The sequence below is a fragment of the Isoptericola sp. 178 genome (genome assembly GCF_030586525.1).
GTDB lineage: Bacteria > Actinomycetota > Actinomycetes > Actinomycetales > Cellulomonadaceae > Isoptericola > Isoptericola sediminis.
Window position 1 is genome coordinate 803,821 of sequence record NZ_JAUQYN010000002.1, and the last position, 14,157, is coordinate 817,977.

Annotated in this window: 16 protein-coding genes; 15 read left to right on the top strand and 1 reads right to left on the bottom strand. The window is 74.9% G+C overall.

Annotation, left to right across the window (positions count from 1 at the left end; translation table 11 throughout):
- Positions 1-41 precede the first annotated feature (41 nt).
- The 14 genes from ffh (at position 42) to Q6349_RS08295 (ending at position 12,028) form a co-directional block, all read left to right on the top strand.
- Positions 42-1,673 carry a signal recognition particle protein gene (gene ffh / locus Q6349_RS08230; protein ID WP_304603645.1) on the top strand — a complete coding sequence of 544 codons (1,632 nt, stop codon included), beginning with the start codon at positions 42-44 and terminating at the stop codon, positions 1,671-1,673.
- 18 nt (positions 1,674-1,691) lie between these two features.
- Positions 1,692-2,804 carry an amidohydrolase family protein gene (locus Q6349_RS08235; protein WP_304603646.1) on the top strand — a complete coding sequence of 371 codons (1,113 nt, stop codon included), beginning with the start codon at positions 1,692-1,694 and terminating at the stop codon, positions 2,802-2,804.
- A gap of 192 nt (positions 2,805-2,996) precedes the next feature.
- Positions 2,997-3,413 (top strand): 30S ribosomal protein S16, encoded by a 417-nt coding sequence (rpsP, locus tag Q6349_RS08240; RefSeq protein ID WP_171246859.1) that lies wholly within the window; start codon positions 2,997-2,999, stop codon positions 3,411-3,413.
- Entirely contained in the window at positions 3,413-3,652 is a 240-nt protein-coding gene (locus Q6349_RS08245; protein ID WP_171246860.1) for an RNA-binding protein, read from the top strand. Before rpsP ends, Q6349_RS08245 begins: the two co-directional genes overlap by 1 nt.
- A 106-nt stretch (positions 3,653-3,758) precedes the next feature.
- Complete coding sequence (rimM, locus tag Q6349_RS08250) at positions 3,759-4,298, top strand: ribosome maturation factor RimM (RefSeq protein WP_304603647.1); 540 nt, start codon at positions 3,759-3,761, stop codon at positions 4,296-4,298.
- Position 4,299: 1 nt separating this feature from the next.
- Entirely contained in the window at positions 4,300-5,094 is a 795-nt protein-coding gene (gene trmD / locus Q6349_RS08255; protein WP_304603648.1) for a tRNA (guanosine(37)-N1)-methyltransferase TrmD, read from the top strand.
- Positions 5,095-5,263: 169 nt separating this feature from the next.
- Entirely contained in the window at positions 5,264-5,620 is a 357-nt protein-coding gene (gene rplS, locus Q6349_RS08260) for a 50S ribosomal protein L19 (protein WP_171246863.1), read from the top strand.
- Positions 5,621-5,762: 142 nt separating this feature from the next.
- Positions 5,763-6,587 carry a signal peptidase I gene (gene lepB, locus Q6349_RS08265; protein WP_304603649.1) on the top strand — a complete coding sequence of 275 codons (825 nt, stop codon included), beginning with the start codon at positions 5,763-5,765 and terminating at the stop codon, positions 6,585-6,587.
- The gene (locus Q6349_RS08270; RefSeq protein ID WP_171246319.1) at positions 6,584-7,399 is read left to right on the top strand and encodes a ribonuclease HII; all 816 of its coding nucleotides are present in this window, start codon (positions 6,584-6,586) and stop codon (positions 7,397-7,399) included. Before lepB ends, Q6349_RS08270 begins: the two co-directional genes overlap by 4 nt.
- A 7-nt stretch (positions 7,400-7,406) precedes the next feature.
- Positions 7,407-7,706 carry a DUF2469 domain-containing protein gene (locus tag Q6349_RS08275; protein ID WP_171246318.1) on the top strand — a complete coding sequence of 100 codons (300 nt, stop codon included), beginning with the start codon at positions 7,407-7,409 and terminating at the stop codon, positions 7,704-7,706.
- A gap of 132 nt (positions 7,707-7,838) precedes the next feature.
- Positions 7,839-8,195 (top strand): YraN family protein, encoded by a 357-nt coding sequence (locus Q6349_RS08280; protein WP_304603650.1) that lies wholly within the window; start codon positions 7,839-7,841, stop codon positions 8,193-8,195.
- A complete protein-coding gene (locus Q6349_RS08285) occupies positions 8,195-9,733 on the top strand; it encodes a YifB family Mg chelatase-like AAA ATPase (protein WP_304603651.1) in 1,539 nt (512 codons plus the stop codon). Before Q6349_RS08280 ends, Q6349_RS08285 begins: the two co-directional genes overlap by 1 nt.
- Positions 9,726-11,000 carry a DNA-processing protein DprA gene (gene dprA / locus Q6349_RS08290; protein ID WP_304603652.1) on the top strand — a complete coding sequence of 425 codons (1,275 nt, stop codon included), beginning with the start codon at positions 9,726-9,728 and terminating at the stop codon, positions 10,998-11,000. Before Q6349_RS08285 ends, dprA begins: the two co-directional genes overlap by 8 nt.
- A gap of 83 nt (positions 11,001-11,083) precedes the next feature.
- Positions 11,084-12,028, top strand: coding sequence for a tyrosine-type recombinase/integrase (locus tag Q6349_RS08295; protein ID WP_304603653.1), 945 nt, complete (start codon positions 11,084-11,086; stop codon positions 12,026-12,028).
- Between the two features lie 16 nt (positions 12,029-12,044).
- On the opposite strand, the gene Q6349_RS08300 is transcribed toward Q6349_RS08295, so the two are convergent.
- Complete coding sequence (locus tag Q6349_RS08300) at positions 12,045-12,644, bottom strand: murein hydrolase activator EnvC (protein ID WP_304603654.1); 600 nt, start codon at positions 12,642-12,644, stop codon at positions 12,045-12,047.
- 461 nt (positions 12,645-13,105) lie between these two features.
- Between Q6349_RS08300 and rpsB the strand changes: the two genes are divergently transcribed.
- The gene (gene rpsB, locus Q6349_RS08305) at positions 13,106-14,053 is read left to right on the top strand and encodes a 30S ribosomal protein S2 (protein ID WP_304603655.1); all 948 of its coding nucleotides are present in this window, start codon (positions 13,106-13,108) and stop codon (positions 14,051-14,053) included.
- Positions 14,054-14,157: the final 104 nt, after the last annotated feature.

Sequence of the window (14,157 nt, forward strand, 5' to 3'; positions counted from 1 at the left end):
AGGGGACCGCACTTCATCCATCCCGTGAAGAGGACCACCTGGTGTTCAACTCCCTGTCGGACCGTCTCTCTGCGACGTTCAAGAACCTGCGCGGCCGGGGACGGCTGTCCGAGGCGGACATCGACGCGACCGTGCGGGAGATCCGGCGCGCGCTGCTCGATGCCGACGTCGCCGTGCCCGTCGTGCGGGAGTTCACGCGCGCCGTGCGCGAGCGTGCGCTCGGCGCCGAGGTCTCGGCGGCCCTCAACCCCGCCCAGCAGGTCGTCAAGATCGTCAACGACGAGCTCGTCGAGATCCTCGGCGGGCAGACCCGCCCGCTGTCGCTGGCGAAGAACCCGCCGACGGTCATCATGCTGGCCGGCCTGCAGGGCGCGGGCAAGACGACCCTCGCGGGCAAGCTGGCGCTCGCGCTGAAGGAGCAGGGGCACACCCCGTTGCTCGTGGCGGCGGACCTGCAGCGGCCCAACGCGGTGACCCAGCTCTCGGTCGTGGCCGAGCGCGCCGGGGTGCCGGTGTTCGCGCCGCACCCGGGCAACACGTCGAGCGAGGACACCGACGCGGTCATCGGCGACCCGGTCGGGGTGGCCCGCGACGGCGTCGGCGAGGCGCGGTCCAAGCAGCACGACGTCGTCATCGTCGACACCGCCGGTCGGCTCGGCGTCGACCAGGTGCTCATGCAGCAGGCCTCCGACATCCGCTCGGCGATCGACCCCGACGAGGTCCTGTTCGTCATCGACGCGATGATCGGTCAGGACGCGGTCAGCACCGCCAACGCGTTCGCCGAGGGTGTCGACTTCACCGGTGTCGTGCTGTCGAAGCTCGACGGCGACGCCCGCGGTGGTGCCGCGCTGTCGGTGGCGAAGGTGACCGGTCGCCCGATCATGTTCGCCTCGACCGGCGAGAAGCTCACCGACTTCGAGGTCTTCCACCCCGACCGGATGGCGTCGCGCATCCTCGACATGGGTGACGTGCTCACCCTCATCGAGCAGGCGGAGAAGGCGTTCGACGCCGAAGAGGCCGAGAAGATGGCGGCCAAGGTCGCCGGCGGCGAGGACTTCACGCTCAGCGACTTCCTGGTGCAGATGCAGCAGATGAAGAAGCTCGGGTCGATGAAGAAGATGCTCGGGATGATGCCCGGCATGGCCCAGATGCGCGAGCAGATCGAGAACTTCGACGAGCGCGAGGTCGACCGGGTCCAGGCGCTCATCCAGTCGATGACGCCGGCCGAGCGGGACAACCCGAAGATCATCAACGGCTCGCGCCGGGCGCGGATCGCCCGCGGTGCGGGGCAGACCACCGCGGCCGTCAACGGCCTGCTGGACCGCTTCGCCCAGGCGCAGAAGATGATGCGCCAGATGGCCTCCGGCGGCGGCATGCCGGGCGGTGGCCCCGGCGGCATGCCGGGGATGCCCGGGATGCCGGGCATGCCGGGCGGCGGCAAGAAGTCCCGCGGCAAGCAGGCGCCCAAGAAGAAGATCAAGGGCAAGTCCGGCAACCCGGCCAAGCGGGCCCAGCAGGAGCGCGAGGCCATGCAGCGGGCCCTGGGTGGCGGCGGCCGCAAGCCGGCGTCGGCGGGCTCGGCCTTCGGCGTCGGCGGCGACCAGCCCGAGGCCGCGGACGTCGAGAACCTCGAGCTCCCGTCCGACGTCAGCAAGCTCCTCGGCGGCCGGTGACGCCGGTAGGCTGACGACATGTCGGTGCCGCACGTCCCCCTGCACGTCACCGGACGGATCCTGCTCGACGGCGACCGTGAGGTCGGCGAGATGTGGGTCCGCGACGGACGCCTGAGCCTGCTGCGCCCGACGCCGCAGGGCAGCGCCGCCACGGAGCTCGAGGGGTGGGTCGTCCCGGGGCTCGTGGACGTGCACTGCCACGTCGGGCTCGACTCCGGGGGAGCCACGGACGTCGGGACGGCCGCCAAGCAGGCGCTCGTCGACCGGGACGCGGGCGTCCTGCTGATCCGCGACGCCGGGTCGCCGCTGGACACCTCGTGGGTCGCCGACCGTGCCGACCTGCCGCGGCTCCTGCGGGCCGGCGCCCACCTGGCGCGGCCCAAGCGCTACCTGCGCCACTACGGGCTCGAGCTGGACGACGTCGCGGACCTCCCGCGGGTCGTCCGCGAGCAGGCACGTGCCGGGGACGGCTGGGTCAAGCTCGTCGGCGACTGGATCGACCGGGACCTCGGCGCCGACGGCGACCTGCGGCCCCTGTGGCCCGTGGACGTGCTGACCGAGGCCGTCGCCGCGGCCCACGCCGAGGCGGCCCGGGTGACCGTGCACGCCTTCTCGGAGGAGGTGGTCCCGGACCTGCTCGCCGCCGGGGTCGACGGCATCGAGCACGGCACCGGCCTGACCGAGGACCAGATCGCCGAGGTGGCCCACCGCGGCATCGCGGTGACGCCCACCCTGCTGCAGGTCGACCAGTTCGAGAACATCGCCGCGCAGGCCGACGGGAAGTACCCGGTCTACGCCGCGCGGATGCGCCGCATGCACGCGCGCCGCTACGAGCAGGTGCGCGCCCTGCACGAGGCGGGGGTGCCGCTGCTGGTGGGCACGGACGCGGGCGGCACGATCTCGCACGGTCGGATCGCGGACGAGTGCGCCGAGCTGGTGGCGGCGGGCATCCCGCCCGCGGAGGTCGTGGCCATGGCCACGTGGCGCGCGCGGTCCTTCCTCGGCCAGGCCGGGATGGTCGAGGGCGCCAGCGCGGACTTCGTGGTCTACCCGGCCGACCCGCGCGAGGACATCGGCGTGCTGCGCCACCCGACGGCCGTCGTGCTGCGGGGACGCGTCGTCGCACCGTAGCGGCGTGCGCCGGGTCGGCGTGTGACGCACCTCCGGGTTGGGGGTGGGCCGCGCGTCTGGCACAATGGCGGGGTACTCGGCGTGCCCAGGCCCCTCTCACCTGCGCGCGCCCGGTCCTGATCCGATCGTCCGCCGGAAACCCCACCCGCGCGACGTCCCGGACACCCCACAAGCACAGGAGAGTCCACACCCGTGGCCGTCAAGATTCGTCTGAAGCGTTTCGGCAAGATTCGCAGCCCGTTCTACCGTGTCGTCGTGGCCGACTCGCGCACCAAGCGCGACGGTCGCGTCATCGAAGAGGTCGGCAAGTACCACCCGACCGAGGAGCCCTCGTTCATCGAGATCGACTCCGAGCGCGTGCAGTACTGGCTCGGCGTCGGCGCCCAGCCGACCGAGCAGGTCGCCGCCATCCTCCGCGTCACCGGTGACTGGCAGAAGTTCAAGGGTCTCCCGGGCGCCGAGGGCACCCTGAAGACCAAGAAGCCCGCCGCGGAGACGACGTCGGCCGTCGACGCCGTCAACGCCGAGGCGGAGAAGGCCAAGGCGAAGGCCTCCGCCGCGAAGGACGCCGACACGTCGGCCGACACCGAGGCCGAGGCCGAGGCCTGATGCTGGCGGACGCCCTCGAGCACCTCGTGCGCGGCATCGTGGACAACCCGGACGACGTCCGGGTGTCCGCCCGCACGCAGCGCCGGGGCGACCTGCTCGAGGTCCGGGTGCATCCCGACGACCTCGGTCGCGTGATCGGTCGGGGCGGCCGGACCGCCAAGGCGCTGCGCACCGTCGTCGGTGCGCTGGCGACCGACGGTCCGGTGCGGGTCGACGTCGTGGACGTCGACCGCCGCTGACCCGCCCGGCGCGGCGCAGAGCAGTCTCGACGAGGCCCGGTCCCCCCGCGGGGCCGGGCCTCGTCGTGTTCACTGGGCACGGGCGGCCCGAGGAGAAGGAGACGACATGGAGCTGGTGGTGGCCCGCGTGGGCCGTGCGCACGGACTGCGGGGCGAGGTCTCGCTCGAGGCGCGCACCGACGTGCCCGACGAGCGGTTCGCCGTCGGGGCCGTGCTGAGGACCGACCCGGCGGACGCCGGACCGCTGACCGTCGAGAGCGCGCGGACGCACCAGGGTCGCTGGCTGGTGCGTTTCGCCGAGGTGGCCGACCGGACGGCGGCCGAGTCGTTGCGCGGCATCGAGCTGCTGGTCGACGTCGAGGACTCCGTCGAGGAGGACGCCTGGTACCCGCACGAGCTGCAGGGGCTGCGGGCCGAGCTCGGCGACGGGACCGTGGTCGGCGAGGTCGTGGGGCTGGAGCACCTGCCGGCGCACGACGCGCTCGTCGTCCGGGAGGACGGGGGAGCCCGGACGCTCGTCCCGTTCGTGCGCGCCATCGTGCCCGTCGTCGACGTCCCCGGCGGTCGGGTCGTGCTCGACCCGCCCGGAGGGCTCCTCGCGCGCGACCAGCGCGCGGACGGCGACCTCGGCGAGCCGGAGGCCTGAGGTGCGCATCGACGTCGTCACCATCTTCCCGGACTACCTGGCCGCCCTCGACCTGTCGCTGGTGGGTAAGGCACGGCGTGCGGGTCTGCTCGACCTGCGCGTGCACGACCTGCGTGACTGGACCGACGACCGTCACCGCACGGTCGACGACACCCCGTTCGGCGGCGGCGCGGGCATGGTCATGCGTCCCGACGTGTGGGGGCGCGCGCTGGACGACCTCCTGCCCGCCGACGGGCCCGCGCGGCTCGTGGTGCCCGCGCCGTCGGGGGAGGTCTTCACCCAGCGGCGTGCCGAGGCCCTGGCGACCGAGGAGCACCTGGTCGTGGCCTGCGGGCGGTACGAGGGCATCGACGCCCGCGTGGTCGAGCACTACCGGGACCGCGGCGTCGCCGTGGACGAGCTGTCCCTGGGGGACTACGTCCTCAACGGGGGCGAGGTCGCCGCGCTGGTGATGGTGGAGGCGGTCGGCCGGCTCCTGCCGGGCGTCGTGGGCAACCCGCACTCGCTGGTCGAGGAGTCGCACGGGGAGGCCGGGCTGCTCGAGTACCCGGTCTACACCAAGCCGCCGGTCTGGCAGGGGCGCGAGGTGCCCGACGTGCTGCTCTCCGGCCACCACGCGCGGATCGAGCGCTGGCGCCGCGACGAGGCGTTGCGCCGGACCGCCCGCCGACGTCCCGACATGATCGCCGCCCTCGGCGAGGACGCCCTGGACCGACGGGACCGCGAGGTGCTGGCGGAGGCGACGGGTGACGCCGACGCGTCGGTCGGTGAGGCGTCTCACGACGCCGACGCCTGACCCCGGTCGGTCCGGTGTGGCAGAATAGGGCGCCGGTGTGTCGCGGCCCGAGCTCTGCCACAGGGGAGACCATCGGGCTCCGAGCCGACCCACCCACCATGACGACATCCGGTCCGCACCGGCGGACCCAGAGCTTGCGCTGACCTGTGGCAGCGTGGGGGAGACAACCATGAAGACGCTCGACTTCGTCGACGCAGCCTCGCTGCGCTCGGACATCCCGGACTTCCGCGCCGGCGACACCGTCAAGGTCAACGTGAAGGTCATCGAGGGCAACCGCTCTCGTGTCCAGGCGTTCCAGGGCGTCGTGATCGCCCGGCGCAACAGCGGCGTGGGCTCGACCTTCACGGTCCGCAAGGTCAGCTTCGGCGTCGGCGTGGAGCGCACGTTCCCGGTGCACGCCCCGACGGTCGACTCGGTCGAGGTCGTCACCCGCGGTGACGTCCGTCGCGCCAAGCTCTACTACCTGCGCGAGCTGCGCGGCAAGAAGGCGAAGATCCGCGAGAAGCGCGAGACCCCCAAGAAGTGATCGCCGGCGGCTCAGGCCGCCGCTGCGAGCCCGACGGGCGGCCCTCCTCGAGGAGGGCCGCCCGTCGGCGTCTCCGGGCACCCGGGGTTTCGCGCGCCGTCCGGCGATCTGGCAAGGTGTGGTCGTGGCAGACTCCGATCCCATGACCTCCGCGCCGGACCGACCCGAGGACCCGGGCCGTCCGTCCGACGACGTCGTGGGACGACCGCACGGCCACGACGACGCCGTCCGCGCCTCCACCCCGCCGGCGCACGCCGCCGCGTCCGGGGAGGCCCCGCGCAGCCGGAGCCTCGGGTTGCTGCGCGAGACCGCCATCATCGTGGTCTCCGCGCTGGTGCTGTCGTGGCTGATCAAGACCTTCCTCGTGCAGGCCTTCTACATCCCGAGCTCGTCGATGGAGGACACGCTCCAGGTCGGGGACCGGGTCATGGTCTCGCGACTCGTCCCGGGTCCGCTGGACGTCAACCGGGGCGACATCGTCGTCTTCCAGGACCCCGGCGGCTGGCTCCCGCCCTTCGAGGAGCCGGACCGCGGCCCGGTCGGCAACGCCGTCCGGGACGCCGCCACCTTCGTCGGGCTGCTCCCGCAGGACGCCGGGGACCACCTCATCAAGCGCGTCGTCGGCACCCCGGGGGACACCGTGGCGTGCTGCGACGACCAGGGCCGCGTGACGGTCAACGGCGTCGCCGTCGAGGAGGGCGAGTACCTCGCCGCCGGGGCGGTGCCGAGCCAGACGGACTTCGAGCACGAGGTCCCCGCGGACATGCTGTTCGTCATGGGCGACAACCGGCAGAACTCGCAGGACTCCCGCTACAACACCGGGAAACCCGGTGGCGGGTTCGTCCCGCTGGACAACGTGGTCGGCAACGCGTGGGTCATCATGTGGCCCTTCGAGGACGCCCGCCTGCTGCGCAACCCCTCCGACGTCTTCGCCGACGTGCCCGCGCCCGAGGGTGCCGCTCCATGACCACCCGGCCCGGGCGGCGCAGCCCGACGCTGCGCGCCGAGCGAGCACTGCTGGCCGACGGCGCCCGCCTCGTCGGCGGCATGGACGAGGTCGGCCGGGGCGCCTTGGCCGGACCCGTCAGCGTCGGCCTGGTGGTGGTCGACGCCGGCACCCGGACCGCGCCGCGCGGGCTGACCGACTCCAAGCTGCTCGCCCCGAAGGTCCGCGAGGCGATGGTCGACCCGCTGCGCCGGTGGGCCGTGGCCTGGGCCGTGGGGCACGCGGGCCCCGCCGAGATCGACGCGCACGGCATCGTGGCGGCGCTGCGGCTCGCCGGGCGCCGGGCGCTGGCGCAGATCCGTCGCACGCACGGCGACGTCGACGTCGTCCTCCTCGACGGGTCGCACGACTGGCTCAGCCCGCCGGGTGCGGATCTCTTCGAGGCCGCCGACCTCGACCCCGGCGGCGCGCTCGACGCCCCGGAACCCGGGGTACGGACCATGGTCAAGGCGGACCTGCAGTGCTCCTCGGTGGCCGCGGCCAGCGTGCTGGCCAAGGTCGAGCGGGACGGCCTGCTCAGCCGGCTGGCCGCCCAGTACCCCCACTACGCCTGGGAGCAGAACAAGGGCTACTCGGCCCCCGCGCACCTGGACGGTCTGCGACGCCGGGGGCCGACGCCCCAGCACCGGCGGTCGTGGAACCTGCGGGTGCTCGACGACACGCCCGCACTCGAGCGGGAGGGGTCGGGTGACCCGCCGGTGTCGGCGGACCTCGTCACGCTGGAGGCCGCCGCGGCCTCCGAGGAGGCAGTCCCGCGCTACCGGGTGGGATGATGACCCGGTGAGCGCTGAGGACCTCGAGAACTACGAGAACGACGCCGAGCTGGCCCTCTACCGCGAGTACCGGGACGTGGTGGGTCTCTTCTCGTACGTCGTGGAGACCGAACGACGCTTCTACCTCGCCAACCAGGTCGACCTGCAGGTGCGGTCCGCCGCGGGCGAGGTGTACTTCGAGCTGAGGCTGAACGACGCCTGGGTGTGGGACGTCTACCGGTCGGCGCGGTTCGTGAAGTCGGTCCGGGTGGTGACGTTCAAGGACGTCAACGTCGAGGAGCTCGCCAAGGCCGAGATCGCGCTCTAGGGACGCCCCCACGACATCGCGTCGGGCACGGCCGTCCACAGCCACGCCCTCGGGCCGGTTGTGCACAGCTGAGGTCGGTACGCCTCGGCTCGCCGCCCGCGGCGGAGCAGGCTCGGTCGTGGAGGTGGTTCCGTGCGAGCCAAGGATGCCGTCGGACGGCACGGCGAACGGGTGGCGGCCCGCTACCTGACCGCCCGCGGGTACGAGGTCCTCGACCGCAACTGGCGGGGGACCGGCGGCGAGCTGGACCTCGTCGCGCGTCACGAGGGCGTCGTGGTGGTCGTCGAGGTCAAGACGCGACGGGGGACCGGCTACGGCTATCCCGCGGAGGCCGTGACCCCCGACAAGCTGCGGCGGATCCGTCGACTGACCGGCGAGTGGCTGCGGACGCACCCGGGAGAGTGGTGCGAGGTCCGGGTCGACGTCGTCGGCGTCCTGCTCCCACCGTCCGGGGCCGCCCGGGTGGAGCACCTGCGAGGGGTGCTCTGATGGGGTACGCGACGACCACGGGGGTCGCGCTGACGGGTATGGAGGGCCACGTCGTGGACGTCCAGGCCCAGCTCGCCCGCTCGCTGCCCGGTTTCACGCTCGTCGGGCTGCCGGACACCGCGCTGGCCGAGTCGCGGGACCGGGTCCGCGCCGCCGTGCTCTCGGCCGGCATCGAATGGCCCCAGCGGAAGATCACCGTCAACCTCTCGCCCGCCTCGTTGCGCAAGTCGGGCTCCGGCTTCGACCTCGCGATCGCCGTGGCCGTCCTCGCCGGCCACGGGGTGGTGCCGGCCGCCCGCGTCGCGCGGGTGCTGCACCTGGCCGAGCTGGGACTGGACGGTCGCCTCCAGCCCGTGCGCGGGGTGCTTCCGGCGGTCGCGGCCGCCGTCGCCGCCGGGCTGCGGGACGTCGTCGTCGCGGCCGGGGACGCGGCCGAGGCCGCGCTCGTCCCCGGGGCGCGCGTCCACGGAGCGGCGCACCTCGGCGACGTCGTGCTCCGCCACGGTGGCCGCCTGCGGCACCACCGCACCGTCGAGCCCGTGGTCCCCGTGCGGTCGGTGGCGCCGCCGCGGGCCGATCAGGACCTCGCCGACGTCGTCGGCCAGGTCGAGGCGCGCACCGCGCTGGAGATCGCCGCGGCCGGCGGCCACCACCTGGCCATGGTCGGCCCGCCCGGCGCGGGCAAGACGATGCTCGCCGCCCGGCTGCCGGGCATCCTGCCCGACCTCACCGAGGCCGAGGCCGTCGAGGTCACGGGCGTGCACTCGGTGGCCGGCACGTTCGACCCCGGCGGCGGGCTCGTGCGGCGTCCGCCCTTCGAGGACCCGCACCACACGGCCACGCCCGCGGCCATCGCCGGTGGCGGGACCGGTGTGGCCCGCCCGGGAGCCGTGTCCCGGGCGCATCGGGGTGTGCTCTTCCTCGACGAGGCGCCCGAGTTCTCGCCCCGGGTGCTGCAGACCCTGCGGCAGCCCCTGGAGTCCGGCGAGCTGGTGCTCCACCGCAGCGGGGGCGCCGCCCGCTACCCGGCCCGGTTCCAGCTCGTGCTCGCCGCCAACCCCTGCCCGTGCGGCATGTCCGACACCCGTGCGGGCCAGGACTGCACGTGCACGGTGACCGCGCGACGTCGCTACCTGGCGCGGCTCTCCGGCCCTCTGCTCGACCGGGTGGACCTCCGGGTGCACGTCACGGGCCCCAGCCGTGCCGACCGACTGCTCGGCGGGGCGGGTGAGTCGACCCGCGTCGTCGCGGACCGTGTCGCCGTCGCGCGTGGGCGGGCACGGGAGCGGCTGCGCGGCACCCCGTGGCGCACCAACGCCGAGCTGCCCGGACCCTGGCTGCACGACAGGCTGGGGAAGGAACGCGGCGTGCTCGGTCCCGTCGAACGGCTGGTCGACGACGGCGGGCTGTCCCTGCGCGGCGCCCACCGGGTGCTGCGCGTCGCGTGGACCGTGGCCGACCTCGACGGGCGCGACCTGCCCGGCCGGGCCGACGTGGACACCGCGCTGGCGCTCAGATCGGCAGGACCCCGTGGCTGAACCGCACCGCGGCTCCACGTCGCCGTCCCGGCCCGCCGTGCGCTTCGACCTCGACGACCCGGTGCTGGCGGCCGCCGCCTGGAGCCGGGTCGCAGAACCCGGGGACGTCGTGGCCGGCGCACTCGTCGAGCACCTCGGTGCCGCCGGCGCGCTGCGCTGGCTTGTCGACGCCGCGACCGACCCGGCCGGGGCGCGGCGTGCCGCCCGGATCGACCGGCTGCCCCTCCCGGAGTCGCCGACGGTGCCGGGTGGCCCGTCCCCGGGTGTCCGGGACGGAGCCGACGCGGTGTCGCGGCTCGCTGCCGCCGTCCGGCGCTGGGCACCCCGACTGGACAGCCTCGACCCGCGCCGCGAGCTCCGGGTCCTCGAGCGGTGCGGTGGAGCGCTCGTCACCCGGGACGACCCGCACTGGCCGGCCGCGTTCGCGGACCTCGGCCCGACGGCGCCGTTCGCCCTGTGGGTGCGCGGACGTGCCGACGTGGCCGCCTGGGCCGAGCGATCGGTGGCGCTGGTCGGGTCGCGCGCCTCGACCAGGTACGGCGAGCGTGTCACCGAGGAGCTCGCCGCGGGGCTCGCCGACCGGGGGTTCACGGTCGTGTCCGGCGGCGCGTACGGCATCGACGCCTCCGCGCACCGCGGGGCGCTCGCGGCCGCCGGGACCACCTGCGCCGTGCTCGCCGGGGGTGTGGACCGGTACTACCCCCAGGGCAACGACGGGTTGCTGCGCCGCACGGTCGACGACGGCGGTGCGGTGCTCAGCGAGGTCCCGCCGGGGTCGGCGCCCTTTCGTCAGCGGTTCCTCGCCCGCAACCGGCTCATCGCGGCGCTGACGAGGGCCACCGTCGTCGTGGAGGCGGCCCGAAGGTCGGGCGCGCTGTCGACGGCGCGCCGGGCGGCGGATCTGCTGCGCCCGCTCGGAGCGGTGCCGGGACCGGTGACGTCGATGGCGTCCGCGGGGTGCCACGGCCTGCTGCGGGACGGCGCCGCCGTCTGCGTGACCTCGGCGGCGGAGGTGGCCGAGCTGGCCGGCCGGATCGGCCATGACGCCGAGCCCGACGGCCCGGCGGACGGCGACGACCTCCTCGGCGAGCTCGGGCCGGACGAGCGGATGCTGCGGGACGCCCTGCCCCTGCGCTCGGGCGCCACGGTCGACGGTCTCGCCCGCAGCGCCGGGCTCTCCCCCCGACGGGTGCTGACGCTGCTGGGAGGGTTCGAGCGCCGCGGACTGGCACGCTGCGACGCGGGTCGGTGGTCGTGGGTCCGGTGAGGTCCGAGGCTCGCGGCGTCCACGGGAGGAAACGCCGGACGACCTGCGGCGTCACCGTGCCGTGGCGGGGCAGACTGACCCCGATGACCGACCCGGACGTCCCGCCGCTGCCCACCGCGCTCGCCGGCGCGGTGGACGACTTCTCGCGGCACCTGGCCACGCGGCAGGGACACTCGGCGCACACCCGTCGCGCCTACCGCGCCGACGTCACCGCGCTGCTCCGGTACGCCGTCCGGCACGGTGCGGCCGGCCTGGACGGGGTCGACCTGACGATGCTGCGCGGTTGGCTGGGTGCCCAGGCGGACCGCGGCCTGGCCCGGGCGACCCTGGCCCGCCGGGGCGCGGCGGCGCGGGCCTTCCTGCGCTGGGCGCACCACGAGGGACTCCTCGCCCACGACCCGTCGGCGCGGCTGGCCAACCCGCGCGTTCCGCGGACGCTGCCGACCGTGCTGACGACGCAGGCCGCCGCCCGGTTGCTCGACACCGCGCGATCGGACGCGGAGGAGGCCGAGCCGGAGGACCGGCCGGCCGCGTTGCGGGCGTGGGCGGCGGCCGAGCTCCTCTACGGGTCGGGCATTCGCGTGGGCGAGCTCACGGCGGTCGACACCACGGACGTGGACGTCGCCGAACGGATCGTGCGGGTGCTCGGCAAGGGGGGCAAGGAGCGTGTCGTCCCCTTCGGTGTCCCCGCGGCGCGGGCGCTGCGGGCGTGGCTCGCCGAGGGACGGCCGGAGCTCGTCCGGGCGGACTCCCCGACGGCGCTCTTCCTCGGCGACCGCGGCGGCCGCTGGGGACAGCGCCAGGCCCGCGACGCCGTGCACCGGCTGGCGGACCGGGCCGAGGTCGACGACGTCGCGCCGCACGCCCTGCGGCACTCGGCCGCGACGCACCTGCTGGCCGGCGGGTCCGACCTGCGCTCGGTGCAGGAGGTGCTGGGCCACGCCGACCTGGGCACGACGCAGCGCTACACGCACGTGGACGCCGAGCGGCTGCGCCGGGTCTTCGAGCAGGCGTTCCCCCGGGCGTGAGGGGCCGGCGAGCTGTTCACCGTCGCGGCAGCAGCACCACGGGTGCCGCGAGGCCGACGAGGAGCAGCGGGTCGAGGTAGCGGTCACCGCGCCGGACGCCCCAGTGCAGGCAACCCTGCCGGCCGCAGTGCGACCGGGCGTCCGCGGCGACGACGGCGACGGGTGAGCCGCGGTCGACGTGGTCGCCCACCGCGCCGAGCGCGGTCGCGGGTTCGAACGTCGACCGCAGCTCCCCGTGACGGACCACGACCACGGGTTTGTCGCCGACCCGGCCGGCGAAGACGACCCGGCCCGTCGCGGGCGCCCGGACCGGGTCGCCGGGGTCGGCCGGCAGGTCGACGCCCCGGTGACCGGGTCGCCACGGCTCGGCCGGCAGGTCGGCGTGCGCCAGCACCGGACCCGGGCGTGGGAGCTCCCACGGCCCGGCGGGCAGGGGCGAGGAGACGAGCCCGGGGGAGAGGGCGGCGCCGGTGCGCGACGCGGCGGCCGACGGCGTGGGGGCGGGGCCGGCCGGTACGACCCCGAGGACGAGCGCCGACAGCAGGACCACCACCGCCGCGCGCGACACCGTGGTGCGTCCTCGTGCGCGGCGGGGCGGGGGGCGGTGCGGAGCCATGACGACACCGTGCCGTGGCGGGGCCCGCCGACGCTCCGCCGCCTCCCGGCGACTGTGGACGAGGCGGACGGGGCGTGGCCGCCGACGTGCGCGAGAACACCCCGGCGACCGTCCGTCGGTCGCGGTCGTGTCGGGTAGACTGCTGGCTGCGACCAGTCGTGTCCGCTCCCGCCTCGTTCCTCGCGTCGTCGACGCGTGCGCGAGACGCGGTCCGGCGCGGAGGGTCGACATCGCGCGTCACGTGGTGCCCGGCACGGTCCCCCAGGGATCGACGGGCACCGCCACCACGGCAGCGGTCCGCATCCCACGGGTGCGGTGCCGGGGCGGCGTGGCGCCAGGGGTGGTCGGGCCCGATGCCCACCACCGACAACCGAAGCACCTGCGACCGTCGACGACGTCGGCGGTCGCCCGATGCGTGCGGCACCGGGTGGATCCCGGACCGCACGGCGAAAGGACCAGCCATGGCCGTCGTGACCATGCGTCAGCTCCTCGAGAGCGGTGTCCACTTCGGGCACCAGACCCGCCGTTGGAACCCGAAGATGAAGCGCTTCATCTTCACCGAGCGCAACGGCATCTACATCGTCGACCTGCAGCAGTCGCTGTCGTACATCGACCGCTCCTACGAGTTCGTCAAGGAGACGGTCGCCCACGGCGGCACGATCCTGTTCGTCGGCACCAAGAAGCAGGCCCAGGAGGCCATCGCCGAGCAGGCGTCCCGCGTCGGCATGCCCTACGTCAACCACCGTTGGCTCGGCGGCATGCTGACCAACTTCACCACCGTGCACAAGCGTCTCCAGCGCCTCAAGGAGCTCGAGGAGATCGACTTCGACGACGTCGCCGGCTCCGGCCTGACGAAGAAGGAGCTCCTCGTCCTGCGCCGCGAGAAGGACAAGCTCTCGCGCACGCTGGGCGGTATCCGCGACATGGCCAAGACGCCGTCGGCCGTGTGGATCGTGGACACCAACAAGGAGCACCTCGCCGTCGACGAGGCCCGCAAGCTGGGCATCCCCGTCGTGGCGATCCTCGACACCAACTGCGACCCCGACCTGGTCGACTACGCGATCCCGGGCAACGACGACGCGATCCGCTCCGTCACGCTGCTGACGCGGGTCATCGCCGACGCGGCCGCCGAGGGCCTCATGCAGCGCGCCTCCGGCAAGAAGGGCGAGGCGACCACCGAGGAGTCCGAGCCGCTGGCCGAGTGGGAGCGCGAGCTCCTCGCCGGCGCCGAGGGCGACCAGGCCGCCGACGCCGCGCAGCCGGTCGCGCCGGCCGAGGGCGCCGCCGCGACCGAGGGTGCCACGGGCGCCGGTGACGCCGTCGCCCCGGGCGCCGACGCCGCTCCGGCCGCCGAGGCCGTCGCCGTGGCCGAGCCCGAGGCCGAGGCCAAGACCGAGAAGTCCGAGTGAGCCGCGGGGGGGGGGGGGGGGGCCCCCCCCCCCCCCCCCCCCCCCCCCCCCCCCCCCCCCCCCCCCCCCGGCCCCCCCCCCCCGGCCCCCACCCCCCCCCCCCC